Here is a 25,319-nt window from a genome sequence, read left to right as displayed (position 1 = left end):
CCGTTGCGGTATTTGGGACCTGGGATGAGGATTCGTCCCAGGCAAAATCAGCCGCGCTTCCGGCTAGCTTTCGGTGGCCCACTGTTCGTGCTCGTCCAGGTGGTGACGCTCGCTGGCATCCGGTTGGGTCCCGGAAGCGGCCAGTTCTTCCATGCGCGCCATCAGGTCCACCGCGACCGTCCAGGTTTCCAGCGTGGAGGGCGGATTGACGCCGGCCGCCCGGGCAATCTTGTTGCGCCACTTGTTGGTGAAGCCCAGGACCTGCTCGCCGGTGATGTTGCGGTCCCAGAGCCAGCGGGCCAGCTGCCTGGCCTTGGCCAGCCTGTTGGCCTCGGCGTGTGCACCATGTCGGAAGGGATCGACGGCGGGCTTGGCGGCGGCCGGGGCGGGTTCAGCCGGTTCAGGTTCAGCCACCACGGGCTCGGCCACTGCGGAATCCACCGGCGCCAACTCGACCGTCTCAGGTGCGAGGTCCGGGAGACCCACCGCCACGATTTCGGCGCCGGTTTCGATGGTGCGGACCGCGCCTTGGATGATTCCCTCCAACCGCTCGCGGACCTGGGGCGGGATGCCCTGCGACTGCCCCTCGAGGGTGCGCCGGAGTTCTGCGACCATCCGCTCGTAAACCTCAACCTTGTGCTGCGGCCACATTGTCCCGGCTGCTCCTGTTCTGCTGTGTCCGATCCCCATGAAATACCCTGCAGTCCCATGGTGCGGAGCCAAGCATCAACACTATCTGCTTGCCCCGTGAAGTGGCCACCACGCACCGGTCCCGCGCATCCGCCCGACCGGGCACGGCCCTCCGGTTACCGGCCGGGCAGGCTCCCTGGGCCCATGGCCCCGGCACGGTCTCCCCGGTCCCGCATACGCCATCGACAACGTCGTGTCGCGCAACCAAAGCACCCGCAGGGCACCGGCTAGAGTGGGTGCCATGGCCCACATCATCACCATTGATTCAGTAACCCCGTCCGTCGATCCCACCGCTTTCGTGGCACCAACCGCAACGCTTTCCGGGGACGTGTCCCTGGGTGCAAATGCCAGCGCCTTCTATGGCGTCTCGGCCCGCGGGGACTCCGACACCATCACCGTCAAGGAGGGCACCAACCTCCAGGACAACGTGGTGCTGCACGCCGACACAGGATTCCCCTGCACCATCGGCGAGCGCGTTTCGGTGGGCCACTCGGCCGTGGTCCACGGGGCCACCGTGGGCAACGACTGCCTCATCGGCATGAGCGCGACCATCATGAACGGTGCGGTCATCGGGGAGAACTCCCTGGTTGCCGCCGGTGCCCTGGTGCTCGAGGGCACCCAGGTACCGCCGCGCTCGCTGGTTGCCGGGGTTCCGGCCAAGGTGCGCCGCGAGCTCAGCGACGAGGAAGTCGAATCCCTGAAGGAAAACGCCGCCCACTACCTGGTGCTGGCGGCCAAGCACCGTGAGGCAAACGCCGCACGTTAGGTCCACCCACCCAGCCCAATACTGCATAGGGAGCACACGTACGATGGTTCGTTACATCCAGGCACCACCCGCCGCCCATTCAAGCGCCCCCTCACCAATCAGGGCCACGGGCCGCTCGCTGAACTGGGGCATTGTCTCCACCGGGCGCATTGTTGAAAATGTCATTGCAGATCTCCAGTCCCTGGAGGACGCCAACGTCATTGCGGTGTCCTCCCGCAGCGAGGAACGCGCCCGCGCGTTCGCCGACAAGCATGACATCGAATGGGCCTACGGCTCCTACGAAGCCATGTTTGCCGAGCCGGAGATCGAGGCCGTCTACATCGGCACCCCGCACGGGCAGCACTTCGAGATCGCCATGGCCGCGTTGCGGGCCGGCAAGAACGTGGTGTGCGAGAAGTCCTTGACCATCAACGCCGCCGAGGCCCGCGCCCTGGTCGCCGAGGCCGAGGACCGCGACCTGTTCCTGATGGAAGCCGTCTGGTCGCGCTTCACCCCCGCATTCGCCCGGGCCATGGAGATCCTGGAGTCCGGCGAGCTCGGCGAGCCGTCCTGGGTCCAGGCGGACCTGGGATTCCTGGCCCCCTACGACCCGACCTGGCGCCTCTACGACCCGGAGGCCGGCGGCGGCGCACTGCTGGACATGGGGGTCTACCCGCTCACCTGGGCCATCGGGGCCATGGGCTTCCCGACCTCGGTGCAGGCCAGCAGCGACCTCAACGACGACGGAGTGGACATCCAGACCGCCATCACCCTGGGTTACACCGGGGTGCGCCACGCGCAACTGATGGTTTCGCTGACCAGCTCGCCGACCAAGGAAGCCCGGGTGGCTTGCACCGGTGGATGGCTGGGCACCAACGCCCCGCTGCACAACCCCACCAAGCTCTTCATCCACCCGGTCAACGGGCCGGCGCGGACCGAGGTCTTTGAGCCGGTGGGCGGGAACTACACCTACGAGTTCCGCGAAGCCACCCGCTGCATCCAGGAGGGCCTGAACGAGTCCCCCACCATGCCGTGGGAGCACTCGGTGAACACCATGGCCATCTTCGACGGGATCCGCCACCAGCTGGGGATCCGCTACCCGAACGATGCCTTCGTGAAGTAGTGGCAAGCAAGGCAAGACGGGGTTTCGCGGTGTCGGAGAATTTTTCGGCACCGCGAAACCTTTTTTCTTCCCGGTTCCCTCCCCGAAAAAGGAAGACTCCATGTTGGCCCGTGACTACATCGGCGGGGAATTCCGTTCGCTGCACCTGCTGCGCCTCTTCCTGCCCGCATACGACAACCACGAGGCCCCTCGCCGTTGGTCATCCCTGCTTCCGCCCGGGGCCGGGTTGGAGGCCTCGGCGGATTGCAACGAGCTGTGGAGCGCGTATCTGGAGGAGCATCCGGACGCCTATCCACCAGATGCCCCCTTGGGCCGGTTGGACCGGGAAACCGCCGCTGCCCTGCGTGAGATCCTGGGCGCACACCTGGGCACGGATCTTCCGCTGAACACCCGCACATGGGTCGGGCGCTCGCGGCCCTTCACACCCGGGGCCACGACCAGCAACTTTTACGGCCAGGAATACCTCCACGAAGACCTTTGCCTCGAGGAAATCATCTTCCGCGGTGTACGCGACCGGGTCCCGGATTTCGTCGAGGATCCCAACCACTCCTTTGCCTGGGGCACCGGACTGTATCCGGATTCCCTGGTCATTGCAGCTTCGCCCGATTTGTTCCGGGCGTTGCACCAAGACCCGCGGCTGGAAGTGGTGTCCATCGTTCCGCACCGCGATATGCTGCCTGCACCGTTTGAAGGCTAAACGACTCCGCAGGCTGGTCCCGGCACCGGTTCAGGGTGCAGTCCGGGCCGGGAGCGCCTTGACGGCAGGGCCCTGGATGACGGTGCCGTCGGTGGTGAAGCGGGAGCCGTGGCAGGGGCAGTCCCAGGTGGTGTCCGCGGGGTTGAATTCCACGGTGCACCCCTGGTGCGTGCAGATGGCCGAGACGGCGTGAAGGCCGCCGAGGGCATCCTTGTAGACGGCAGTGCTCTCGCCCCCGGCCTCGATGACCGCACCCTGCCCGGGATCCAGCTGGGCACCGGTGCGGAGTCCGGCAGGTTCCTCCGCCGCGGCGGTGCCCACGGCCAGGGGTTCCTGCCCGGCGGACGCTTCCTTGGTGCCCTCGGGGAGAGCACGGTTGCTGTTGAACATCGCCGCCCACGGGTTTTCCCGGCCCATGAGTGTATCGGCGAGGATCAATGCCGCGGCCGTCCCATTGGTCAGCCCCCACTTGCGCAGCCCGGTGATGACGTAGAAGTGCCGGGCCCCGGGTGACAGGGGACCGACGTAGGGCAGTCCGTCGACGGGGATGCCGTCCTGCGTGGACCACCGGTAGGCGATGCTTGCCGCACCGAGCTTCTCGCGGGTGAACGTGGCCAGCCGGCGGTACCGTTCGGCCGAGTCCCCGGGTTCCGAGGCTCGGTGGCCCTCCCCTCCGGCGAGCATGTAGTTCTTGCCGTCAACGGCGACCGTCAGGATGGAACGCATGGGTTCATCGACGCTGATGAACGTGGCATCCAGCGGTGCGGAGTCGATAAGCCCGGCGACAAGGTAGGAACGGTGGGCGTAACACCGCTCATCGAAACGGCCGTGGTCGCCGAAGGGCGCATTGGTCGCGACGATGACGTCGTTTGCCCTGATGCTGCCGCTCTCCAAGGTGATGACGCACGGGGAACCATCCTGGATGTCCTGGGCACGCGACTGCTCAAAGACGAAACTGCCCTCCCCGTGGACCGCACGGGCCAGTCCCTGCAGGTACTTCACGGCATGGAGCTGCGCCTGCCCGTCAAACCGCACGGCACCCTTGACGTCGAAGGGCAGCGGCACCTCGGTGGTGAACGCGGCGGGAAGGCCCAGTTCTTTGGCCAACTCCGCCTCGGCCTGCACCTTCGCCAGCGCGTCGTCGGATTCGGCGTAGGTGTAGTTGGCGACGCGGCGGAAGTCGCAGTCGATGCCTTCGGCCGCCACCACCTCCGCGATGTGGCGCAACGCCGCCTCGTTGGCCTGGCCGTAGGCTCGGGCCGTATCGATGCCGTGGCTCTCGCGCAGTCCCGTGTAGGCAAGCCGCTGCAGGGAGGTGACCTTGCCGGTGGTGTGGCCGGTGACCCCGGTCCCGACGCGGGCGGTCTCAACGACGGCTACGCTCCGGCCGGCGCGCTTGAGCGCCAGAGCCGCGGCCAACCCGGCGATGCCTCCGCCGATCACCGCGACATCCACCTCCATGTCTCCGCGCAGGGGCGGATAATCGGTGGTTCCGCCGGTGGCCACCCAGAGGGAGACGGGTTCGCCTTCGGGCCGTTCACTGTTCGCTGCGGTGGTCACGGTGTCTCCTTCGGGTTGTCCTGCACAATTCCATGGAATTCGGGTCGCCTCGGACCTGAGCGTGTTTCGGCCCGGCCCGATGTGCGCGGGGCCAAAGCATTGCAGTTCGTCGAATCCTTCCCCGGACACGTGAACTGATCGCGGCCTTGCCCTGATCATGGCCTTTGGCTGGGGCTTTATCAATGGCGCGCTTCGGCCCGGGTGTGGTGCAGCGTTGGTTCCCTTCCTCTATTTGGATCCTTCCGCGGCGCACCGGGCAACGATTAGACCCGAGGCGGATGTGGCACGTGGAACCAATTCGGTGTGTGGTCCGGGGATGTTGTCCTTGCATAACGGCCACTGCCCGGCCGAGAATCAGCATGTAACCAACGTGCGCCGGCACAGGAAGGAACCACAAAAGCCCTGGCTCGGAATTCCCGAGTCGCAAGGAGTATCAACCATGGACACAGGGACAGAGCTGTTTGACAGGCTCAACACATGGTGCAAGGACCACCGCCACGGCGTGCGCAGCCGCAAGCAGTGGAAGTCCATGACCTATGGCGCAGCCGAGGACATCCACCGGGAACTGGTCGCCAGCGGGTTTGCTCCGCTCAGTGCAGACCTGCTGCGCCGGGCCGCCTCGCACGCCGACTGGTGGTGGTGGAAGCAGAACTCACGCAGCCCCTATGGGCGCGCACGCTCACGCCACGACAAGGGCAACCCGGTGAAGCCCACGGTCTTGGACGACGGCATCGAATGAACCAAGATGCCGGGCATTGGGCCACTCGCGCCGATCACCCTATCTCCAGTGCGATCGGGACCTTGGCCATCGCGAGGCGCTGACTTTCAATGGGGATGCTCAACGGAAAACTAGCTGCGCTGCGGTGGGGTCCTTGGCTCGGAATGGGACTTCCGAGGCCGCTGCGCTTGGCACATGCACGTATGTTCCTCAGTTCCCCTGGAGCCGAAAGAGCATTATTAGATGTCTGGGGTTGGGGACGAGTGACGCTGCAGCCGGACCTTCTGATAGACGCAATACCTACCCGCGTTCTGTCCCACATGACAGATCGGCCTGATGAGCGTTAGTCCGACGGGGGTTCGTGTGGCTGCTCGCCGTCTGGTGATTGTTCAACGTGCCAGTAGGCCGTGAAACTGGGCGTCCTTGTTCTTTTTTGTGCTGCGGTGAAGTCCTCGTCGGTGGCGTGGGCAAACTCCGGTTTCGCCCAATCGCGAATAGTATCCGCGGTCTCGTCCTTCAGCCAAGCCCACAGACGCTCCAGAACCGGCTGGGTTGCTTGGTCGACGACGTCCTCCATCGAAGAAACCAGGCAGGAGAAGCGTTCGGCAAGGATGAGTGGCATCTGATGAATGATGGATATGCCTTTGACTTCGACCGCCAGGCCCTCGGCGTCCAGGATGGCAACGGGGAGCGGCACGGCCAGGTCCGATTGCGAGTGGGCAATGGTGGTGTTGCGATACTTGCGAATGGTGTCGTGCACCGTTTTGAGAGCGGACGACATGGCCGGGATGCCAGGCATTTCGTCAAGGCGGGTGCGGACATTGGAGTGAATAAATGGGCGGACGTATGCCGTGACCGCGTGCGACGTCAGTGGCAACCACAAGCCGGAACCCTCACCCGCCGCGAAGGCCTCGCCCAGGGTATGCGAGGCTTCTGAAAGGTCGCTTGCGTGACTCGTGAGGTCCGCCAGCAGCCTCGCGTCAGGTGTATTGGGTAGAAACGCTATGCGCGGTCGAGGGATGTTCATGGGTGGCGCTGCTCCTATTCCCCAGGTTGGTGGGCCTGCCACCAAGCTTAGACAGCCTGTCTAGTCTGACTGACGTCCTTGCCGGGATGGCCAACGATTCCCGCAAAAAGGTTCAGGACGCGCTTAGATTGCCGAAAACTCAAGTGCTCAGGTCTCGTCAAAGGACAAATTGGGCTGCAACGCGGGCCGCCCGTTCCACGACTGCACAACCATCTGCGATGAAAAGACACGGTGTTTCGCGATGATTGCTCAGCGCGAAACACCGTGCCTTACTTCGTGCCTTTGTTGATTACTTGGCCACGAGTTCCGCTTCGGCGGCTTCGCGCTCGGCATTCTTCGCGCTGCTGCGGCGCCAGTAGGCGGCAATGACCGCACCGGAGAGGTTGTGCCAGACCGAGAACACCGCGCCAGGCAGTGCTGCTTCCGGCGTGAAGTACGTCTTGGCCAGGCCCGAGGCCAGGCCGGAGTTCTGCATGCCAACCTCGATGGCCATGGTGCGGCGCGTGGCGATGGGCTGCTTGAACAGCTTCGCGGTTCCGTAGCCCAGGGCCACACCGCCGGCGTTGTGCAGGATGACGGCCAGCAGGATCAGCGCACCTGCGCTGAAGATGGCGGCGGCGCTTCCGGCCACCACGATGAGCACCACGCCGGTGATGGCGATGACCGAGACCCAGGGAAGGGCCGGCAGCACCTTGGCGACCAGGCGCGGCAGGATCACGCGGAGCACCAGGCCCAGGACCACGGGGATGAGCACGATCTGCACGATCGACTTGGCCATCGACCCGGCGTCAACCGGCAGATACTGTCCGGCCAGCCACAGGGTCAGCAGCGGTGTGAAGATGGGTGCCAGCAGGGTGGAGATCGAGGTCATGGTCACCGAGAGCGCGACGTCTCCCTTGGCCAGGTAGGTCACCACGTTCGAGGAGGTGCCTCCCGGTGCGCAACCAACCAGGATGACACCGGCGGCCAGGGCCGGGGGCAGCTGCAGCAACATGGAGATGCCCAGGCCCAGCAGCGGCATGATCACGTACTGCGCCACCACGCCCAGGAGCACCGGCAGCGGCTTGCGCACGACCAGTGCGAAGTCGGGAAGCGTCAAGGTCAGGCCCATGCCGAACATGATGACCATGAGCAAGGGGTTGATGGCCTTGGAGAATCCGCTGAAGGTTTCCGGGGAGAACAGGGCGAACGCCCCGCCGGCCAGGACCAGCAGCGGGAAGAGCGTCACGGCAATCTTTGCGCTGCGCTCTTCGGCATCCAGTCCGGGCTTTGGTTGTACGTTTCGATCAATTGACATGAATAGATCGTGACAAACTGATCAGTCACTGTCCATTTGTGACAACAATCCGTTCACCGCTTGCCGCTCATCGCCAACCATCTACCGCTTATCGCGGCAGCACGGCTTCATTTGCTTCACGCATTCCCGCCGCCTTCGTTCCGGACGGGTTTGCGGTGGCCCCTCCCCAGCCCCCTCAGACCTTCACAAGGGACCACCGCAAGTCTTTATCTGGCTCCCGCGTACTGGCGCGAGGCGTTCCGGGCTGCGGACAGTCCGAGCTCGAGGTCCTGGAGAAGGTCCTCGACCTGTTCGATTCCCACGCTCAGGCGCACCAGGTTCCGCGGCACGGCCAACGGGGTGCCGACCACCGAGGCATGGGTCATTTCCGCCGAGTAGCAAACCAGCGACTCGACCCCGCCCAGGGACACCGAGAGCGCAAAGAGCTTCATCGACTCGGCAAACGCCCGGGCCGCGGCTTCCCCTCCGGCAAACTGGATCGAGACGATCCCGCCGAAGCCGTTGGACTGCGTCTTGGCCAGCTCGTGGCCGGGGTGCGATTCCAGGCCCGGGTACAGGACAGTTTCGACTTCCTCGCTGGTGCCCAGCCAATCGGCAAGGGTCGCGGCGTTGGCGCAGTGGCGTTCCATGCGCAGCCCCAGGGTCTTCAGCCCGCGGGCGGCCAGGAAACAGTCCTGCGGCCCGGCCACCGCTCCCCCGGCGAATTGCTGGAAGCCCACGGACTGCGCCAGCTCCTCGCCGCGGAATTCCTTCCGGGCCACGATCACCGCGCCCCCGAGCACATCCGAGTGCCCGCCGATGTACTTGGTGGTCGAATGCACTACCACGTCCGCGCCCAGGGACAGCGGGCGCTGCAGGAACGGGGTGGCGAAGGTGTTGTCCACGACCAGCAGGGCACCTGCCGCATGGGCGATCCGTGCCCAGCCGGCCACGTCCGCGATGCCCAGCAGCGGGTTCGACGGGGTTTCGACCCAGAGCAGCGCGGTCTTTCCCGGCTGCACGGCCGCGGCGACGGCTTCAAGATCGGTGATGTCCACCGGGGTGTTGGTGATCCCCCATTTGCCGTGCAGGCGGTTGACCAGCCGGTTGGTGCCGCCGTAGCCGTCGGCGCCGAGCACGATGTGGTCACCGGGTGCCAGCACCGCGCGCAGCAGCGCGTCCTCGGCGGCGATCCCGGAGGCGAACGCGAAACCGGCATGCCCGCCCTCCAGGGCGGTGAGCTGGGTTTCGAATCCGTTGCGGGTCGGGTTGGAGCCGCGGGAGTACTCGTGCCCGCTGCGCAGCACGTTGATCCCGTCCTGCACGAAGGTGCTGGTCTGGTAGATCGGCGGGATGACCGCCCCGGTGAGCGGGTCGGGCGCCTGGCCCGCGTGGATGGCTTGGGTGTTAAAACCCTGGTGGCTGGTGGTTCCCATGATTCTGCTCCCTGGTCCCTAGGCGTTGACGGTTTCGCGCGGCGCGTTGGCCACGGTTTCGGTGGTGGTGTTGTTCCGGCCCAGGGCGTCGAGCCCGGAGATGAGGTCGGCGACCAGATCGCGGGCGTCCTCGAGTCCCACGGACAGGCGCAGCGTGCCCGGAGCGATGCCTGCGGCCGCCAGCTGCGCATCGTTGAGCCGGCAGTGGGTCATCGCGGCCGGGTGCACGATCAGCGAGCGGGCGTCCCCGATGTTGGCGGCCAGCGCGAAAAGCTTCAGCGAATCGACCAGTTGCGGCACCGCTGCCGGGTCCTTGAGGTCAAAGGAAAACACGCAGCCGGTGCCTTCCGGGAAATGTTCCTTGGCCAGCTCGTGGTCCTGGTGGGTGGGCACCGAGGGGTGGTGCACCCGGGCCACGGCCGGATGCGCGCCCAGGGCCTCGACCAGTTCGAGCACGTTGGCCTGGGCCTTGGCCACGCGCAGCGAGAGCGTCTCGATGCCGGTGAGGATGGAGCTGGCCGAGGCCGCCGAGAGAGTGGGGCCCAGATCGTGCAGGAACTTGGAGCGTGCGAGCATCAGGTAGGCCTTGGCTCCGTAGCGCCCCAGCAGCGAATCCCCGTAGTAACGCGCCTTGGGTCCGGCGATCTGCGGCCAGCGGGCGGCATCGGTGAAATCGAAGGTGCCGGCGTCAATGACCAGTCCCCCAAGAACCGATCCGTGGCCGGACAGGGCCTTGGTGGCCGAGTGCACCACGATGTCGGCGCCGAACTCGATGGGCCGGTAGGCGGCCGGGGTGGCCAGGGTGTTGTCCACGACCACCGGGATCCCCGCGGCGTGGGCCAGATCCGTGATGGCGCGCAAATCCACCAGGGTGGCCAGCGGGTTGGAGACCGACTCGAGCAAAAAGCCGCGGGTCTTCTCGGTGATGGCCGCGGCCCAGTTCGCCGGGTCCTCCGGGTCGACGAAGGTCACGGTGATGCCGAAGTCGGCGAAGGTGTCGGTGAGCAGGTCGACGGTGCCGCCGTAGAGCTTGGACGAGGCCACCAGGTGGTTGGGTCCCTGCAGCAGCGCCAGCAGCGACAGCGCCACGGCGGCCTGCCCGGTGGCGGTGGCGATGGCCCCGATCCCGCCCTCCAGGGCGGCGGCTCGCTCCTCGAGCACCGCGACCGTGGGGTTGCCGGTGCGCGAGTAGGTGAAGCCCGGTTCCTTGAGCGAGAAGAGCTGGGCGGCGGTGGCGTAGTCGGGGAACTGGTAGGCCGCGGTGTTGTAGATCGGCACGGTCATGGGTCGGTGTTCTCCCGCCGGGGAGTACCCGGCGTGGATTTCGGTGGTGGCGTTGTGCCAGGAGCTGGAGGCCATGATCGTGCCTTTCGGGCCGAGGGAGGTAAAAGTGCGTGTTGGGGGATGGTGTGCGGGTGCGGCACCGAATGGCTCGGTGCCGCACCCGCACACCTGCGTGCTGGCTAGACCGCGACGCCCAGGGCGGCGCGGGCGGCGACGGCTGCCTCAACCAGGTTGGCCAGCGAGGCCTCGGTCTCGGCGTAGCCGCGGGTCTTCAGGCCGCAGTCCGGGTTGATCCACAGCGCCTTGGGATCCAGCGAACCCAGGGCGATGTCGATGAGCTCGGCGACTTCCTCGGTGGAGGGAACACGCGGGGAGTGGATGTCGTACACGCCCGGGCCGATGCCGCGGGAGTAGCCGTAGCTGGTCAAATCCGCGGTGACCTCCATGCGGGATCGGGCGGCCTCGATCGAGGTGACGTCGGCATCGAGCGCGTCGATGGCCTCGATGATCTCGCCGAATTCCGAGTAGCACAGGTGGGTGTGGATCTGGGTGGCATCAACCGCGCCGGCGGTGGCCAGACGGAAGGAATCCACGCTCCAGCCCAGGTACTTGGCCTGGTCCGCGGCGCGCAGCGGCAGCAGCTCGCGCAGCGCCGGCTCGTCGACCTGGATGATGGAAATCCCGGCGGCCTGCAGGTCCGCGATCTCGTCGCGCAGCGCCAGGGCGACCTGGTTGGCGGAGACGGCCAGTGGCGCATCGTCGCGGATGAAGCTCCAGGCCAGGATGGTCACCGGTCCGGTGAGCATGCCCTTGAGCGGTTTGTTGGTCAGCGACGCGGCGTAGGAGATCCACGGGACGGTGAAGGCCGCCGGGCGGGAGACGTCGCCCCAGAGGATCGAGGGACGGGTGGCGCGCGATCCGTAGGACTGCACCCAGCCGTTTTCGGTCTCGGAGAAGCCGTCGAAGTTCTCGGCGAAGTACTGGACCATGTCGTTGCGCTCGGCCTCGCCGTGCACCAGCACGTCCAGGCCCAGCTTTTCCTGCAGCTCGACCACCCGGGTGATTTCCTCCTTGAGGAAGGCCTCGTAGCCGGCGTCATCCAGGGTGCCGGCCTTGTGGGCGGCGCGGGCGGTGCGGACTTGGGTGGTCTGCGGGAAGGAACCGATGGTGGTGGTCGGCAGCGGCGGCAGCGCCAGGGCCGCCTCCTGGGCTTCCTTGCGGGTCTGCGCGTCGGAGCGGGAGAAGTCGGCGGTGGTCAGGTTGGCCAGGCGCTCGCGCACCGCGGCGACGGTGGTCCCGGCGAAGCCGGCGCGGTGGGCGATGGCCGATTCGGCGGCCGAAAGCTGCGCGGCGATCGCCGATTCACCCTCGGAAAGGCCCTTGGCCAGGGTGATGACCTCGGCGACCTTCTGGTTGGCGAAGGCGAGCCATTCGGGAAGGTGGGCCGGAAGGTTTGCTTCCAGGGCGACATCGTGTGGGACGTGCTGCAGCGAGGTGGCGGTGCCCACGGCCAGGGTGCCGTTGGCCTTCTCGACCTCGATGCGCAGGGACTTGAGGATCCCCAGCGAGGCGGAGAGGTTGTTGCGCCAGATGTTGCGCGAGTCCACGATTCCGGCCATCAGGGTGGAGCCGGCCAAATCGCCGAGGAATTCGGCGGTCGGGAGGGCGCCGCGGACCAGGTCGGCGTGCACGGCTTCGACACCGGCGCGGGCCAGCAGGCCCTGGGTGGCACCCGGGCGGGTCGGTTCCCCGGCGGTGCCGTAGCCGAAGGTGACCAGCAGTGCCGGGCGTTCGGTGGCGGCTGCCAGCTTGGTGTAGACGGTCTCGGCGAGCTCGCCGGGGACGGCCAGTTCGGCGCCGCGGTCGGTGACCAGGCCAGGCTCGTCCAGCTGCACCCATGGTGCGCCGGCGGCGGACAGTTCGGCGAGGATCCGTGCGTAGGCCGCGACGACCTCATCGATGCGGGTCAGCGGGTCGAATCCGGCGGCGGCGCCGTCCTCGGCCTTGGCCAGCAGCAGGTAGCTGATCGGGCCGACCAGTGTGGGGCGGATGGTGGTGCCGTTGGCGGCGTGGGCCTTGAAGGATTCGACCAGCGCGGCGGCGTTGGCCTTGACCGGGGTGGCTTCGCCGATTTCCGGGACGAGGTAGTGGTAGTTGGTGTCGAACCACTTGGTCATTTCCAGCGGGGCGCGGGATTCGTCGCCGCGGGCCAGGACGAAGGAGGCGGCGGTGTCGATGGCGCCGTTGGCGTCGGCCAGGTCGGCAAAGCGGGTGGGCAGGGCCGAGAGCGCGACCGTGGCGTCCAGGATCTGGTCGTAGTAGGCGAAGTCTCCCGGCAGCGAGGCGTCGTCGGGCTTCAGGCCCAGGGCGGCAAGCCTGGAAAGGTTCGCCTTCTGCAGCTCCAGGGCGGCGGCGTGCAGCGTGGCTTCGTCGGTCTTCCGGGCCCAGTGGGCCTCGAGGGCCTTTTTCAGTTCGCGGTTCGGCCCGATGCGCGGGTAGCCGAGGATGGATGCGGCGGGGAAGGTTGGCTTCGACATGGTGTTTCTCCTTGGTGTTGTTGACGTTGCTGAAGTTGGAAGGAAGGTGCGGGTCAGACCGCTGCGCGGGTGGCCCAGGCGTTGGTGAGGGTGGCGCGGGTCCGCGGCAGTTCGAGCTGCTCGATGACATCGAGGGAGCCGCGGTGGTCGTTGAAGGTGTAGAGGTGCACGCCCGGTGCCCCGTCGTCGAAGGCCCGGCGGGCCAGGTTGACGGCGGCGTCCACGCCGATGCGGTGGCGTTCGGCCTCCGAGCTTGCGGTTTCCAGGGCATGGGCCAGGATCGGATCCGGGGCAATCCCCGTCATCGACGCCAATCGGTTCAGGCGCCGCAGCGAGTTCAGCGGGATGACCCCGGGGATCACCGGGATGGTGACCCCGGCCCGACGGGCGGATTCCACGAGTTGTGTGTATTCCTCGGGCTGGAAGTACACCTGGGTGATGGCGTAATGGGCCCCGGAGCGTTCCTTGGCCAACAGCACCTCCACGTCATGCTCGAAGGACGGGGATTCGGGATGCCGGATGGGGTAGGCGGCAACGCCCACGCCCAGCCGCCCGCCGGCCAGTGCTGCCGAGTGTTCGGCTTCCACCTCCCGGATCAGTTCGATCAGGTAGCGGGCGAAGGGGAATTCCCCGCGCCATTCCTGCGGATCGGTGGGCAGGTCCCCGCGCAGTGCCAGCACGCCCCGGACACCGAGGGAGATGAAGTGGCGAATCAGGTTCTGCAGCGATTCGCGGCTCTCCCCCACGCAGGTCAGGTGTGCCAGCGGACGCAGCCGGGTGTTTTGGATGAGGTGCTCGATCAGTTCCAGGGACGCGTTGCGGCGGGCCGGGGACCCCGAGTAGGTCACCGACACGTAGTCGGGATCCGTGGATTCCAGTGCGGTGATGGTGTTGAAAACACCCTCGGAGGCATCGCGGTTCACCGGCGGGTACAGCTCGTAGGACAGTGACGGCGGTGCTGTTGTCGGTGCAATGCTCATTGAAATTACTCCTCGTCGACACGAGGGAGGCCTCAAGGCTCACCACAAAAGCCCCAGGCGCCCGTCAACGGGTTTCCTGCGGCGATGTGAGTGAACGCCGAAAGCGGCTCCATCGCTTCTGGCCTTAGCACCCTCGCCGACCGGATTCCCGCACGGGGAATTCCATCGGACGATGGTTGCTGCGGCGTCAACGAGCCAGATCTCTCAGCCGCTCTTGATGGTTGATGTATCCATCTTGGGCCCGCCGAAACCACGGATGCAAGGGGCCTGCCGGCCGGGCTGTCACGAACGGTTAAAGCACTTCACATGACCCCGCAGCGTCATTTTTGCTCGCCGTGAGGGTCACATTGTTACGGGAGGAAATTCGACTGCTTCCCTTGGATTTCAAGGATTTTTGCATCGAGTATGACGACCGAGGAATTTCCGTGAAGCTTCCGTGACGTCCCCCGGCACTGCCAGCGGGAGCAGTGCCGGGGACCGCGAGGGGTCGCAAGCGGCGGCCGGGTCACCGGATTCGGGCAGTGGGGCAGCCGCCGGCGGGGCTCCCTGGCCGGGCGCGGCAGGACCCCTGGATGGGCATGAGGGGTGCGTACGGAACGCGACTCGGGCGCCGTGGCCGGCAATTCGGTCCGCGCTTCGGTTTGGCGCAGGGCAGCGTCAGGAGGTTTCGTCCGCCAGGAGCTTGCGCATTCTCTCCCCGGTCGGGGTTCCGGGCACCGGCACGTACATCACCAGGTGCAGTTCCGGGGCGTCCGAGGGCACCAGCCGGTGCTGCTCAAAGACCAGCTCGCCGGCCACCGGGTGCAGGAACACGCGCTGCCGGGAGGCAAAGCGCTCCACGCCGCGGTCGGCCCAGAGCTTGGCGAATTGCCCGCTGGCTTCGCCCAGCCGCTTCAGCAGTGTTGTGTGGGCGGCCGATCCCAGGCGGGCGCCGGCCTCGGCACGGAACTCGGCAACAAAGTGCCGCGAGGTTTCTTCCCAGTCGGGCAGCATCTGGCGCAGGTGCGGATCGGTGAAAATCAGCCAGAGCAGGTTCCGGTCCTCCGGGCCCACCGCGCCGATGCGCGTGTAGAGGCCCGCGTAGGCACGGTTCCAGCCGGCGATGCCCCAGTCCGGGGCGACGGCGAACGCCGGGAAGTCAAAGGCATCGAGCAGCCGCTGCAGGTGGTCCGGCGCCTGCTCGATCGCCATGACCTCGGTGGCGGGGACCGGGGTGTAGCCGCCCATGGCCAGCAGGTACGCCGTTTCCGCAGCGGTCAGGGTGAGCACGCGGGCGATGGATTCGAGCACCTGGCGGGAGGCGTTGATGTCCCGCCCCTGTTCAAGCCAGGTGTACCAGGTGACGCTGACCGCGGCGAAGGCGGCGATCTCCTCCCGGCGCAGGCCCAGCGTGCGGTTGCGCCCGATCGACGGCAGCCCCAGTTCCGCGCGGACCAGGTTGCCGCGCCGATCCCGCAGGAACTGCCCCAGTTCCCGCCTGCGTTCAACACTCATGACCCTAAATCTATCACTGCCACTACTAGTACTAGGAGCGTCTTCCGCCGTGTGGAAGGTGCTGGTTGACTTGGATCATGCCTGAATTACGTTCACGAACAGTCACCCATGGCCGCAACATGGTCGGAGCACGCGCGCTCCTCCGCGCCGCCGGCGTCAAGGGCTCCGACTTCGGAAAGCCGATCATTGCCGTCGCCAACAGCTTCACCGAATTCGTACCCGGCCACACCCACCTCCAGCCGGTGGGCCGCATCGTCTCCGACGCGATCATCGAGGCCGGCGGCATCCCGCGCGAGTTCAACACCATCGCCGTGGACGACGGGATCGCCATGGGCCACAGCGGCATGCTGTACTCGCTGCCCAGCCGCGACTTGATCGCCGACTCGGTCGAGTACATGGTCAACGCGCACTGCGCCGATGCGCTGATCTGCATCTCCAACTGCGACAAGATCACCCCGGGCATGATGATGGCCGCCATGCGACTGAACATCCCCACCGTGTTTGTCTCCGGCGGCCCGATGGAGGGCGGCACCGCGGTGCTCGTGGACGGCACCGTGCGCAAGCGGCTGAACCTGATCTCCGCCATCGCCGACGCAGTGAACGACTCGGTCTCCGACGAGGACCTTTTGAGCGTCGAGGAAGCAGCCTGCCCCACCTGCGGTTCCTGCTCGGGCATGTTCACCGCCAACTCGATGAACTGCCTCACCGAGGCCCTGGGCCTGTCGCTGCCGGGCAACGGCACCACGCTGGCCACGCACACCGCCCGCAAGGATCTGTACGAGGACGCCGGCCGCGCGATTGTGGACATCACCAAGTCCCACTACTTCGACGACGACGCCTCCGTGTTGCCGCGCGCCATCGCCAACCGTGCCGCGTTCGAGAACGCCATGACCATGGACATCGCCATGGGTGGCTCCTCCAACACCATCCTGCACCTGCTCGCCACGGCCCAGGAGGCCGAGCTCGACTTCACGTTGGACGACATCGACGAGATCTCCCGCCGCACCCCCTGTCTGACCAAGGTCGCACCCAACGGCGACTACCTGGTCGAGGACGTCCACCGCGCCGGCGGCATCCCCGCGATCCTGGGCGAGCTGGACCGCGGCGGCCGGCTGCGCCACGACGTGCGTTCCATCCACAGCACCGATTTGCGCTCGTGGCTCGATGACTGGGACATCCGCGGCGGCAAGGCCACCGAGACCGCCATCGAGCTGTTCCACGCGGCCCCCGGCTGCGTGCGCTCCGCCGAGGCCTTCTCCCAGTCCGAGCGCTGGGACACCCTGGATCTGGACGCGAAGAACGGCTGCATCCACTCGATGGAACACGCCCACTCCGTGGAGGGCGGCCTGGCCGTGCTGCGTGGAAACATCTCGCTGGACGGCTGCGTGGTGAAGACCGCCGGGGTTGACGAATCGATCTTCACGTTCTCCGGGCCCGCGGTGGTCTTCGAATCCCAGGACGATGCGGTCACCGCGATCCTGAGCAAGGAGATTATTCCCGGTGACGTCGTGGTGATCCGCTACGAGGGTCCGCGCGGCGGGCCCGGCATGCAGGAAATGCTCTACCCGACCTCGTTCCTCAAGGGACTGGGCCTGGGCGCCAAGTGTGCGCTGATCACCGACGGGCGCTTCTCCGGCGGCACCTCCGGGCTGTCCATCGGGCACATCTCCCCCGAGGCCGCGGCCGGCGGCGCGATCGCGCTGGTGGAGAACGGGGACACCATCTCCATCGACATCCCGTCGCGTTCCATCACCCTGGAGGTCAGCGAGGACGAGCTGGCCCGCCGCCGCGAGGTCTTGGAAGCCACCATTGGCTACCAGCCGCGTGACCGCGACCGCGTGGTTTCCCCGGCGCTGCGTGCCTACGCTGCCTTCGCCCAGTCCGCGGACAAGGGTGCGGTGCGCTACGTACCGGAAATCTCGGTTCCGCTGCCCGCGCGGGTCTAAGGACAACCGCGTCCGCGCGATGTATTGATTCCACGAGCGGGTGCCCCTCCGAAAAGATGGGCACCCGTTGGTGTTTTCCCCTTGATGACGCTGGGGGTGCGGCTATCTTCAGCACCTGTGCCCCATGATGTGCCATGCTGCTCTGCCTGCACTGCTGGGCATTGCTACCTGGCGCATCGCCGTCCATGACAGTCTGATCCTGGAAGGATTGCATATCTCTACCTTAAAAAGACGTCTGTACCTCGACGCTCGGTGAATCCAGGAGCCTGCGAGTGGCTGCCCTGCGTTTGTCCTTGGCACATCGCAAGCCATGCCCATCTTTTTCCGGGTCGAACTGTTAGCCGCCGGGTTGGTTCCCTTGGTTCATCCAGTAGTCGTTGAGTGCCTGGATGGCCTGCTCCTTCGTCATCGCTGCAACGACTTCCTCTGCAATGCCTGCCGTCCGGGTGAGCTGCCAGACCAATGCCAAGGGAAGCGCCACAGAAAGCTCGGGCATGGTCCCGCGCGCAGGCAACACCCCGCCTTCCACACATGCCCAAAACTCATCGTCATCGACCATGAGCTGATCCTGGAGAATGTGGTTCCAGATGGAATTCGAGTAGGTGGTCCGGTCGATCGGGCGCGAAATTCGGGTCCGCAGGATCCTTCCATCCTCGAGAACCAGACGGTACGTTGCGTGGTGACGCACGGGCTTCCCACGTGCGTTCTTCAGAAGTTCCCACCGTTCAGTCAGGCAGAACTTCTCATGGTCATCCCGTCCACCGAGTCGGCGGGCGTTCATATCTCAGAGCCAGTCAGCCATGATGTCAACTGTTCATTCGAGGAAAGTCCAACAAGCTGGACCAAAGCCCAATTTTCGCGATGGTTTGGTGCGACGTGCAAATGGTCTTCCCAATCCTCGGCATACTCCCGCAAAGCAACTACAAAGTCCATCAGAGCATCGTCCAATTCCGTGGCCTCCGTGGCAAAGGGTTGCCCAGGCATGAAGACTACCCAGGCGCCATCCTCGTTCACTACCTGAACGTTAGGCACAACAGTTAGCGCCAGATAGCGGCGAAGACTCTCACCATTGACCACGGCGGCTGGTGCCCGGTCGGGACGGCTGATCATGGACAATCCGCCCCGCTCACTGGAATCCAGAATCGCTTTCAGTGATTCCCTCGCTTGGGTAAACCCGTAGGCGTGCGTGCCGACGTTTTCATGTGTTGGGGTACTCATACAATCCATGATCCTCAAGTACTTCATGTACGTCAAGTACGTCGTCATAACGCGCGCATTTCCGGATGCCCGATCGTGAAAACCACCCCCGAGCAACTGCATACCTGAACTTCCGACACTTGCAGTCGAAGCCCGGTCGTTGCGAATGAGATCGGATGAACAGCTTCCCGAGGTCGAAGGTGCACTTCCCGGAAAGCAGCCCCACCTGGACGCAGCACAGGGAAGACGTACCTGCGCCAAAGAAGCCGTTGAGCAAAATATTGGGTGTCACCCTTCGGCTACGCCGTGAGTCGTCGGTTACCCGCACCATGTGCCCATTAGGCTGGAGCGCACCATGGACTACAGGAACACGACACACCTCAGCGGCGGACGGGACCGGGACATCAGCGAGGAATCGCGGCCCGGCGAAGACGAATTCCGCGTCGACATCGAACGCATCCGCTTCTCCCCCTACTTCTCCCGGCTCTCGGCGGTTACCCAGGTGATCCCGCAGGCAGGCGCCGGAACCGTGGTGCACAACCGGCTCACCCACTCGTTGAAGGTCTCCGCGGTCGCCCGCTCCATCGCCATCGGGTTGCGCAATGCCAATGAACCCACGCAAAGGCTCGTGGAGGAACTCGGCGGCTGCGACCCCGTCGTGGTGCAGGCCGCCGCCGCGGCCCACGACCTGGGCCACCCGCCCTTCGGGCACCTGGGCGAACAGGAACTGGACCGGGCCGCACGCCAGATCCTCGGGCTGCCCGACGGCTTCGAGGGCAACGCCCAGTCCTTCCGCATCCTCACCGCGCTGGACAGCTGCGATGCCAGCGCCCGCGGGCTGAACCTGACCCGGGCCGTGCGGGCCGCGGTGCTGAAGTACCCCTGGACCCGCAACGAGTGGCGTTCCCTTCCGTCCCGTCCCCCGGAACTGCTGCCGCGCGGGGTGGGCGCCGGCGGCGGCAGCCCGGCGGTGAAGTACTCGGCCTACGACATCGAGGCGGCCGAGATGCGCGACGTGCTCTCGGTCTTCGGGCAGATCGCCGACCACCAGCAGACCCTGGAATGCTCGGTCATGGACATCGCCGACGACATCGCCTACGCGGTGCACGACCTGGACGACTTCTACCGTGCCGGGGTGCTGCAGTATTCCCTGGTGTCCTCCGAGCTGCGGCACTGGCTCGATTCCGGGCCCGCGCTGTCCATGCTGGATGCGCGCGAGCTTGACCTGCGCATCCCCGGCCACGGGCTGGAGCGCACCTGGCGCAAGGTCGCGGCCAAGGACCCGTGGATCGCCAACGCCGAGGCCTTCCGTGCCTCCGTTGAGCGCGTGGACCACGACCTGGTCGAGGGGTTGCTGGCCCTGCCCTACGACGGCGGGCTTGATGCCGACCGTGCCGTCACCGCCTTCACCCGGCGCTGGATCAACCGGCTCCAGGCCTCCATCGCGGTGGAGAAGGACCCGGTGGTCCGCAGCGGGCACGTGCGCCTGGCCGACGAGGCCTGGCACGACGTGGTGGTGCTCAAGTTCGTGCACGAGCGCTTCGTGCTCGAGCGCTCAGACCTGGCCCTGTACCAACGCGGGCAGACCCGCATCATCAGGTCGCTGGCCGAGGGGCTGGCGGCGTGGCTGGATGACCCGCAGGATGCCGCCCGGGCCCCGCGCCGGCTGCTGGACTCCGTCGAGGCCGCAACCGGCGAGTACCGCCTGCTGCGCACCGAGTCCCCCAAGCTGTTTACCGAGGCCTCGCGCGGGGAGATCGAGCGGCTGGGCCGGGCCCGGGCCATCGTCGACTACATCGCCTCGTTCACCGACGCGCAGGCGGCCTCCGTCAATGCCCTGCTCACCGGCACCTCCGAGTCCATCTGGGAAGTGGGACGCGGGCTATAGCCGGGAGTGGTGCAGACAGGAACAAACCCAAGGTGTCGACTCCGTCGGCTCGCCGACCTAGTTCTCTTCCGAGGAGATCTCTTTTGTCAAGACTTGAGTATTGAGCCGTCGACTCGCTGAATTCCACAAATCAATGTTGCACATCGCATATGAAGAACAAGTGGGCACCAATGCCAGCAGGTAAGTCTCGGGGTGCGATCATTCATTTTCTGCGATGTCAGGGGTAGGGGCGACCAGGACTGCGCATGAGGCGTGCGCGATTCAGTACGAGCTGACCGAACCAATGAGCAGGCCAGCAAGCATACCGCGGCCCTTACGCCCGACTATGAGCAGGTCGGCATTCCTTCCGGCTTTGATGAGAACGGACCTAGGATCCCCCTGTACCAAGCTGACCGTGAGGTTGCGTGGCGTATCGGATCCGAAAACTCTAGTGATCGCCTGGTTCACGACTTTCTCCGCGCTTTCCTTGGACCCCTCAGTGCCCGCGAGTATGTAGCTGTCATACATCCGGGGGTAGTCCCAACAGCCGATTGCCTCGATGTGGGCGTTCAACGAGCCTGCCAGGTATTGGGCGTGCCGGAGTGCTTCAAGCGAAGCGTACGACCCGTCCACCCCCACTACAATTTTCGATATTCCGTATCCAGGTCTCATGGAAGCCTCCAATGCCTAGGGGTTGATCTTCACAAGCTACTCACCGCTCAGTTGGAACACCAGGGGCCCCTTCGGAGAGATCCGCCGGTGCAGGTTGCCCCGAGCATTCTTGAGAATCGTTACGTCACGATCTACAGGGGCCTGCCGAGCGGATACTAGAGGCCGCAGGATCAGCGTGCCGGATATCGCGACAGGTCATCCGCTAACAATGTGGACATCGTTGCAACGGAGAATCCCTGGGCGTGCCCACCGGGAATCCGTCACCTGGTATTGCCTAGTGGTGGAGCGCCTCCTATTCGCCGTGGTGGATCAGCACCGGGCACGAGGCGTGGGCGGCCAGCGAGCTGGAGACCGATCCCATGACCAGGCCCTTGAAGCCACCGCGGCCGCGAGTGCCCAACACGACCATTGCGGCATCCTCGGAGGCCTTGAGCAGGTTGGGGGCTGCCGGTCCCACAATGACTTCGCGCTTCAGATCTTCCGGGATGTCCGCGCCGAAGGCCTGCTCGATTGCCTTGTCCAAGTTCTCGTGGGCGTCCCGCTCTGGATCCCACTCGGGGGTGTAGTCCTCCAGGACAAGGCGCGGGAGCCAGGAAGCGAAGGCCACCAGATCGTGGCCCATTGCCGAGGCAAGGACCGATGCGTAGCGTAGTGCGTTGACCGACTCAGATGACCCGTCGACGCCGACAACGATATTGCTGCGCGGGGATTGTTCCATGGTGGTTGACTCATTTCCTTACAAGGGCGGAGTGCTCAACGAAACCACTCAACGGTACCGCCAGGCCTCACTCTACCTCCGAGTATCCTGGCATTCGTGACGTGGTCGTTTTAGCTGTTCTGCGGTTCCAACGGCAACTGCATCCGAACGGCGTTAGCCGAAACTTCCCTGCCGGAACGGACTGACAAACGGTCCGACTGTAGCCGATCGTCCCGGAAAATGGAGTGATCGGTGTGCGGTTTGATTGAAAGAGTCTTGGTGTCGATGCAGCTGAGCAGCAAAGACCTTTCAAAGCCCCGGTCGCAATTCACCCCGGAGGTCTCCCTCATGGCTGGGCGACATAGATCGGCGTCAAGTCTCGGACAGGGCAGGCTGATTCCGATGGGGCCGTAGCGGCCGCAGGTAGGCTAAGACATGATGAATGCCCGCGGCGAACAGATTCCCCTCGAACAGTATTTCACTGGCAGTGACCAGCGATCGCGCGAGATCTTCGACCTCGTGCGCGTGGCGATCGAATCAATCGGTACCTGCGAAATGCGGGTGACAAAGAGCCAAATAGAGTTCCGCCATCGGGCCGGATTCGCGTGGACATGGATGCCTGCAAAATACCTGCGAGGAAACGCCGCCCCACTTGTCCTCACCATCACATTGAATCGACGGGACGAATCGCACAGGTGGAAGGAGATTCTCGAACCACGGCTCGGTCGGTTCACCCACCACCTTGAGATTCGGTCGAAAGAGGATATTGACGGGGATGTGCTGAACTGGATCCGCGAAGCGCGGAGCCTGGCCGGTTGAAATCTCGTCCTGGATCACCGAGAGGGTTGGAGTTCGGCTAATCGGATATTACCGCTGGAGAAGATGTGTGATTCAAGTTCCTCTGGATTTCCGGCGAGGTTGCCGAACGCGACCTGGAACAGGCGCTCATGGACCGCATCGTCGAAACCCTGCGCGAAATGGGACCCGGATTCGCCTTCGTCGGACGCCAGGTCCATTTGGAAGTAGACGACGATGATTTCTATGTGGATTGCTGTTCTTCCATATCAAGCAGCTGCGCTATTTCGTCATCGAGCTGAAGACCGGAAGATGCCAAGCCGAATTCGCTGGAAAGCTGAACTTCTATGTGGCACTGGTGGATGACAAGCTCCGCCGCGCGGCCCATTCCCCCACCGTGGGCATCCTCATCTGCGGCAGCAAGAACCCGTGCGCTACGCACTGGGGCGCTCCACCTCTCCGATGGCCGTCGTCGCCTACACCTACGACCAGCTCACCAACGCCGACCGCGCGCTGATCCCGGCCGAGGACCAACTCACCGCGGCCCTCGACGCGCCCACGGACGACACAAAATAGCTTTCCCCGCGAAGAGTCGGGTCCGTATTGCAGGATGTGGCGCGCTGCATCTACCTTGCACCGTCCCGGTGAGCCGTCCGCTTGCGGACCGGCCAGAGGACGAAATTCATGCGTCCATCAACCAGAATCCAGCCACCGATTATCGACTGGCTTGCGGAGGTCGTCGGGTCATTGTCCGTGAGAATTGGGGACATGGCTGGCTCATGGGAGCAACGAGTGAACTCGTTTTGGACTGCTGCGAACGAGGAGTGACTCGTCACCGTCGATCTGGATCCATCATGTGGCGCTCTGGCTGATGAAAGTAGTCGATCTCGAGATCATCGGCTGGATAATACGTGCCTGTGCGAGGTTCGGTGACGCCGCGCGCCAGTCTCTGCACACTCGCTTAGACACACTAGTCGAGGTTTCGTCGTATCTCGTCGAATCGTAGTGTCGCCAGGTCACTGGCTTTGCCAGCCCGGCAGAAGGCAAACGTACTCAGCTTTGGATGCGGACGTTGTACGACAATCCGCCCAGCAGCCATGGTGGACTCCAGGGCGAGCAGCGCCTCCATGAACCTGCGGTCTCCCCTAGCACGTTCGAAGAAGGAGAGCACGTACACGTAGAAGAATAAGTTGTAGCTGGCGAACGGGTAGGTCACTTGCATGAATAATGTGCCAATTCCGAAATGGCATGGCCCGAGTGGCGTCCGGGTAGTCCAATGATCGAGCAAGAACTCGACCGCGCTGTCAATGCTGGGCGAGCGATCATGCCGACCCGCAAGCCTGAAGATGTCAAGCGCCGCCAACGTCGGGCCGGGATTTGAGGCACGGGTCTCCGGTCCACGACCGTAACTGAATTTGCGACACTGCCAGCCACCGTCGTTGTGTTCGATCGCCAGTAGGTGATCGAAGGTCTTTTCGAGACGGTCATCACCGGCGAAACCCAAGTAGCTAAGGGCCCTTGCCGCATTGACGGTGTGACAGGGGTATATCGCGCCTCCCGGGGCAAGCTGGAAGCGCCCGTCCTCCCGGAGTGCGTCGAAGATGACATCTGAGGTCTGTTTCAGCACCGAGTCGGTCGGATCAACGCCTAGGTCGCAAAGCATCACCGCGCAATCGAGGGTCGTGAATGGGCTGCCTTTTGCTATCCGACCATCGAGGGTGGCCCAGCAATCGGCACCGTTGTCGTGTCGTTTGGCCAGAATCGCGACGACATCGGCTTCGTATTGTGTGGATACGACCATGTGTCTACCTCCGCTCGCGCTACGACGTCTTCTCGGTAGGGACGTTGACTCTACCCGGGGCACGTCTCGAAGGCTAGTATCGCGGTATGGCAGACATCGAAATCACCGAGCACTCCGAACGGCACACTGCAGGTGTCAGGGCGCAAATACCCATGGCTGGATTGACCGACTTCTTCTCTCGAGCGTTTGTGGAAACGATGGGGGTGCTCCAGGCTCAAGGCGTCAGCCCGACGGGTGCGCCGTTCGGCAAGTACTACGGTCGCCCGGATGAGATGGTGGATGTCGAGGCAGGCTTCCCTGTCGCCGCGACTATCACTCCCGCCGGCGCCGTCACGCCCGGTATTCTGCCTGGTGGCAGCGTGGTCCAGGCGATCCACATCGGGTCATACGACACGATGGAGCGCACCTACGCCGAAATCGAACGCTTCTTCAGGGACGCCAAGCTAACTCCGAGTGACGTCATGTGGGAAAACTACCTCACAGATCCAGCAGCCGAGCAAGATCCAGCGAAATGGCGCACCCAGATCTGCTGGCCCGCAAAATGATCGGCGGGAGTCGACTTGGATGACGTAGTGAAGACGGCGACAACGTGGCCTTGTCGCGCAGCGCGAGCTCTACTCGTGAACGCATTGGGACTCCGCACGTCCTAGGTGGAGTCATTTCGAGGATCCTTGCGCATCATGAGTCACCTACGCGCTATTTCTCGCAACGGTCTTGTGCTCGCCGCATATTTCCTAGTTGGTATTCGGCTTGCGGGACGGTGGGAAGATTCGTGCA

Annotated in this window: 23 protein-coding genes, 1 pseudogene and 1 riboswitch; of the genes and pseudogenes, 10 read left to right on the top strand and 14 right to left on the bottom strand. The window is 64.8% G+C overall.

The window, feature by feature from the left end:
* Positions 1-63 precede the first annotated feature (63 nt).
* Positions 64-615: a hypothetical protein gene (locus J2T21_RS01865; RefSeq protein WP_307577856.1), complete on the bottom strand. Its 552-nt coding sequence runs from the start codon at positions 613-615 to the stop codon at positions 64-66.
* A gap of 316 nt (positions 616-931) precedes the next feature.
* Here J2T21_RS01865 and J2T21_RS01860 point away from each other — a divergent pair, with 316 nt between their 5' ends.
* The 3 genes from J2T21_RS01860 (at position 932) to J2T21_RS01850 (ending at position 3,255) form a co-directional block, all read left to right on the top strand.
* Entirely contained in the window at positions 932-1,456 is a 525-nt protein-coding gene (locus J2T21_RS01860; protein ID WP_113764163.1) for a gamma carbonic anhydrase family protein, read from the top strand.
* A gap of 43 nt (positions 1,457-1,499) precedes the next feature.
* Positions 1,500-2,558: a Gfo/Idh/MocA family protein gene (locus J2T21_RS01855; RefSeq protein WP_307577854.1), complete on the top strand. Its 1,059-nt coding sequence runs from the start codon at positions 1,500-1,502 to the stop codon at positions 2,556-2,558.
* A gap of 100 nt (positions 2,559-2,658) precedes the next feature.
* A complete protein-coding gene (locus J2T21_RS01850; protein ID WP_307577852.1) occupies positions 2,659-3,255 on the top strand; it encodes a hypothetical protein in 597 nt (198 codons plus the stop codon).
* Positions 3,256-3,285: 30 nt separating this feature from the next.
* Here J2T21_RS01850 and J2T21_RS01845 read toward each other — a convergent pair whose 3' ends face one another.
* Positions 3,286-4,815, bottom strand: a complete 1,530-nt coding sequence (locus tag J2T21_RS01845) for an FAD-dependent oxidoreductase (protein WP_307577850.1) — start codon at positions 4,813-4,815, stop codon at positions 3,286-3,288.
* Positions 4,816-5,254: 439 nt separating this feature from the next.
* Here J2T21_RS01845 and J2T21_RS01840 point away from each other — a divergent pair, with 439 nt between their 5' ends.
* The gene (locus tag J2T21_RS01840) at positions 5,255-5,554 is read left to right on the top strand and encodes a hypothetical protein (RefSeq protein WP_071215949.1); all 300 of its coding nucleotides are present in this window, start codon (positions 5,255-5,257) and stop codon (positions 5,552-5,554) included.
* Positions 5,555-5,876: 322 nt separating this feature from the next.
* Here the strand turns inward: J2T21_RS01840 and J2T21_RS01835 are convergent, their stop codons facing one another.
* The 7 genes from J2T21_RS01835 to J2T21_RS01805 all read right to left on the bottom strand — a co-directional run bounded on the left by J2T21_RS01835 (position 5,877) and on the right by J2T21_RS01805 (position 15,567).
* Entirely contained in the window at positions 5,877-6,560 is a 684-nt protein-coding gene (locus J2T21_RS01835; protein ID WP_307577848.1) for a hypothetical protein, read from the bottom strand.
* 289 nt (positions 6,561-6,849) lie between these two features.
* The gene (locus J2T21_RS01830) at positions 6,850-7,857 is read right to left on the bottom strand and encodes a bile acid:sodium symporter family protein (protein ID WP_071215951.1); all 1,008 of its coding nucleotides are present in this window, start codon (positions 7,855-7,857) and stop codon (positions 6,850-6,852) included.
* Between the two features lie 206 nt (positions 7,858-8,063).
* Positions 8,064-9,272 carry a cystathionine gamma-synthase gene (locus J2T21_RS01825; protein ID WP_307577846.1) on the bottom strand — a complete coding sequence of 403 codons (1,209 nt, stop codon included), beginning with the start codon at positions 9,270-9,272 and terminating at the stop codon, positions 8,064-8,066.
* A gap of 18 nt (positions 9,273-9,290) precedes the next feature.
* On the bottom strand, positions 9,291-10,631 hold the full coding sequence (locus J2T21_RS01820; RefSeq protein WP_307577844.1) for an O-acetylhomoserine aminocarboxypropyltransferase/cysteine synthase family protein: 1,341 nt from the start codon (positions 10,629-10,631) through the stop codon (positions 9,291-9,293).
* Positions 10,632-10,735: 104 nt separating this feature from the next.
* The gene (metE, locus tag J2T21_RS01815) at positions 10,736-13,093 is read right to left on the bottom strand and encodes a 5-methyltetrahydropteroyltriglutamate--homocysteine S-methyltransferase (RefSeq protein ID WP_307577842.1); all 2,358 of its coding nucleotides are present in this window, start codon (positions 13,091-13,093) and stop codon (positions 10,736-10,738) included.
* 53 nt (positions 13,094-13,146) lie between these two features.
* Complete coding sequence (locus J2T21_RS01810; RefSeq protein WP_307577839.1) at positions 13,147-14,073, bottom strand: methylenetetrahydrofolate reductase; 927 nt, start codon at positions 14,071-14,073, stop codon at positions 13,147-13,149.
* 106 nt (positions 14,074-14,179) lie between these two features.
* Positions 14,180-14,297: riboswitch (SAM riboswitch) on the bottom strand.
* A gap of 433 nt (positions 14,298-14,730) precedes the next feature.
* Complete coding sequence (locus J2T21_RS01805; protein WP_307577837.1) at positions 14,731-15,567, bottom strand: helix-turn-helix transcriptional regulator; 837 nt, start codon at positions 15,565-15,567, stop codon at positions 14,731-14,733.
* Between the two features lie 77 nt (positions 15,568-15,644).
* On the opposite strand from J2T21_RS01805, the gene ilvD reads away from it, so the two are divergent.
* On the top strand, positions 15,645-17,513 hold the full coding sequence (gene ilvD / locus J2T21_RS01800; protein ID WP_307577835.1) for a dihydroxy-acid dehydratase: 1,869 nt from the start codon (positions 15,645-15,647) through the stop codon (positions 17,511-17,513).
* Positions 17,514-17,850: 337 nt separating this feature from the next.
* On the opposite strand, the gene J2T21_RS01795 is transcribed toward ilvD, so the two are convergent.
* The gene (locus J2T21_RS01795; protein ID WP_307577833.1) at positions 17,851-18,072 is read right to left on the bottom strand and encodes a hypothetical protein; all 222 of its coding nucleotides are present in this window, start codon (positions 18,070-18,072) and stop codon (positions 17,851-17,853) included.
* A 218-nt stretch (positions 18,073-18,290) separates the two neighbouring features.
* The gene (locus J2T21_RS01790) at positions 18,291-18,731 is read right to left on the bottom strand and encodes a hypothetical protein (protein ID WP_307577831.1); all 441 of its coding nucleotides are present in this window, start codon (positions 18,729-18,731) and stop codon (positions 18,291-18,293) included.
* 334 nt (positions 18,732-19,065) lie between these two features.
* Between J2T21_RS01790 and J2T21_RS01785 the strand changes: the two genes are divergently transcribed.
* Positions 19,066-20,598, top strand: a complete 1,533-nt coding sequence (locus J2T21_RS01785; protein ID WP_307577829.1) for a deoxyguanosinetriphosphate triphosphohydrolase family protein — start codon at positions 19,066-19,068, stop codon at positions 20,596-20,598.
* Between the two features lie 261 nt (positions 20,599-20,859).
* On the opposite strand, the gene J2T21_RS01780 is transcribed toward J2T21_RS01785, so the two are convergent.
* Both J2T21_RS01780 and J2T21_RS01775 read right to left on the bottom strand, forming a co-directional pair.
* Positions 20,860-21,249 (bottom strand): universal stress protein, encoded by a 390-nt coding sequence (locus J2T21_RS01780; RefSeq protein ID WP_307577826.1) that lies wholly within the window; start codon positions 21,247-21,249, stop codon positions 20,860-20,862.
* Between the two features lie 292 nt (positions 21,250-21,541).
* Positions 21,542-21,967: a universal stress protein gene (locus J2T21_RS01775; RefSeq protein WP_307577824.1), complete on the bottom strand. Its 426-nt coding sequence runs from the start codon at positions 21,965-21,967 to the stop codon at positions 21,542-21,544.
* Positions 21,968-22,381: 414 nt separating this feature from the next.
* Here J2T21_RS01775 and J2T21_RS01770 point away from each other — a divergent pair, with 414 nt between their 5' ends.
* From J2T21_RS01770 to J2T21_RS20805, 3 genes and pseudogenes are all read left to right on the top strand, one after another.
* Entirely contained in the window at positions 22,382-22,765 is a 384-nt protein-coding gene (locus tag J2T21_RS01770) for a DUF5655 domain-containing protein (RefSeq protein ID WP_307577822.1), read from the top strand.
* Between the two features lie 128 nt (positions 22,766-22,893).
* Positions 22,894-23,123, top strand: a pseudogene (locus tag J2T21_RS20810) (PDDEXK nuclease domain-containing protein); the annotation flags it as partial.
* 47 nt (positions 23,124-23,170) lie between these two features.
* The gene (locus tag J2T21_RS20805) at positions 23,171-23,317 is read left to right on the top strand and encodes a hypothetical protein (protein WP_373457880.1); all 147 of its coding nucleotides are present in this window, start codon (positions 23,171-23,173) and stop codon (positions 23,315-23,317) included.
* 394 nt (positions 23,318-23,711) lie between these two features.
* On the opposite strand, the gene J2T21_RS01760 is transcribed toward J2T21_RS20805, so the two are convergent.
* Positions 23,712-24,542 (bottom strand): hypothetical protein, encoded by an 831-nt coding sequence (locus J2T21_RS01760; protein ID WP_307577821.1) that lies wholly within the window; start codon positions 24,540-24,542, stop codon positions 23,712-23,714.
* Positions 24,543-24,628: 86 nt separating this feature from the next.
* Here J2T21_RS01760 and J2T21_RS01755 point away from each other — a divergent pair, with 86 nt between their 5' ends.
* Positions 24,629-25,087, top strand: coding sequence for a GyrI-like domain-containing protein (locus tag J2T21_RS01755; protein ID WP_307577820.1), 459 nt, complete (start codon positions 24,629-24,631; stop codon positions 25,085-25,087).
* Positions 25,088-25,319 lie beyond the last annotated feature (232 nt).

The organism is Paeniglutamicibacter psychrophenolicus (assembly GCF_030812255.1).
Taxonomy (GTDB): domain Bacteria; phylum Actinomycetota; class Actinomycetes; order Actinomycetales; family Micrococcaceae; genus Paeniglutamicibacter; species Paeniglutamicibacter psychrophenolicus_A.
The sequence above is the reverse complement of the archived record's forward strand: the minus strand, read 5'-3'. Positions and strand labels throughout refer to the sequence as shown.

Coding starts and splice junctions, on each gene's coding strand:
- metE (WP_307577842.1), bottom strand. CDS start 13,093: ATGTCGAAGCCAACCTTCCCCGCCGCATCCATCCTCGGCTACCCGCGC.
- J2T21_RS01810 (WP_307577839.1), bottom strand. CDS start 14,073: ATGAGCATTGCACCGACAACAGCACCGCCGTCACTGTCCTACGAGCTG.
- J2T21_RS01760 (WP_307577821.1), bottom strand. CDS start 24,542: ATGGTCGTATCCACACAATACGAAGCCGATGTCGTCGCGATTCTGGCC.
- J2T21_RS01855 (WP_307577854.1), top strand. CDS start 1,500: ATGGTTCGTTACATCCAGGCACCACCCGCCGCCCATTCAAGCGCCCCC.
- J2T21_RS01830 (WP_071215951.1), bottom strand. CDS start 7,857: ATGTCAATTGATCGAAACGTACAACCAAAGCCCGGACTGGATGCCGAA.
- J2T21_RS01805 (WP_307577837.1), bottom strand. CDS start 15,567: ATGAGTGTTGAACGCAGGCGGGAACTGGGGCAGTTCCTGCGGGATCGG.
- J2T21_RS01790 (WP_307577831.1), bottom strand. CDS start 18,731: ATGAGTACCCCAACACATGAAAACGTCGGCACGCACGCCTACGGGTTT.
- J2T21_RS01795 (WP_307577833.1), bottom strand. CDS start 18,072: ATGGTCGATGACGATGAGTTTTGGGCATGTGTGGAAGGCGGGGTGTTG.
- J2T21_RS01840 (WP_071215949.1), top strand. CDS start 5,255: ATGGACACAGGGACAGAGCTGTTTGACAGGCTCAACACATGGTGCAAG.
- J2T21_RS01785 (WP_307577829.1), top strand. CDS start 19,066: ATGGACTACAGGAACACGACACACCTCAGCGGCGGACGGGACCGGGAC.
- J2T21_RS01865 (WP_307577856.1), bottom strand. CDS start 615: ATGGTCGCAGAACTCCGGCGCACCCTCGAGGGGCAGTCGCAGGGCATC.
- J2T21_RS01850 (WP_307577852.1), top strand. CDS start 2,659: ATGTTGGCCCGTGACTACATCGGCGGGGAATTCCGTTCGCTGCACCTG.
- J2T21_RS01835 (WP_307577848.1), bottom strand. CDS start 6,560: ATGAACATCCCTCGACCGCGCATAGCGTTTCTACCCAATACACCTGAC.
- J2T21_RS01820 (WP_307577844.1), bottom strand. CDS start 10,631: ATGGCCTCCAGCTCCTGGCACAACGCCACCACCGAAATCCACGCCGGG.
- J2T21_RS01860 (WP_113764163.1), top strand. CDS start 932: ATGGCCCACATCATCACCATTGATTCAGTAACCCCGTCCGTCGATCCC.
- ilvD (WP_307577835.1), top strand. CDS start 15,645: ATGCCTGAATTACGTTCACGAACAGTCACCCATGGCCGCAACATGGTC.
- J2T21_RS01770 (WP_307577822.1), top strand. CDS start 22,382: ATGATGAATGCCCGCGGCGAACAGATTCCCCTCGAACAGTATTTCACT.
- J2T21_RS01825 (WP_307577846.1), bottom strand. CDS start 9,272: ATGGGAACCACCAGCCACCAGGGTTTTAACACCCAAGCCATCCACGCG.
- J2T21_RS01755 (WP_307577820.1), top strand. CDS start 24,629: ATGGCAGACATCGAAATCACCGAGCACTCCGAACGGCACACTGCAGGT.
- J2T21_RS01780 (WP_307577826.1), bottom strand. CDS start 21,249: ATGAGACCTGGATACGGAATATCGAAAATTGTAGTGGGGGTGGACGGG.
- J2T21_RS01775 (WP_307577824.1), bottom strand. CDS start 21,967: ATGGAACAATCCCCGCGCAGCAATATCGTTGTCGGCGTCGACGGGTCA.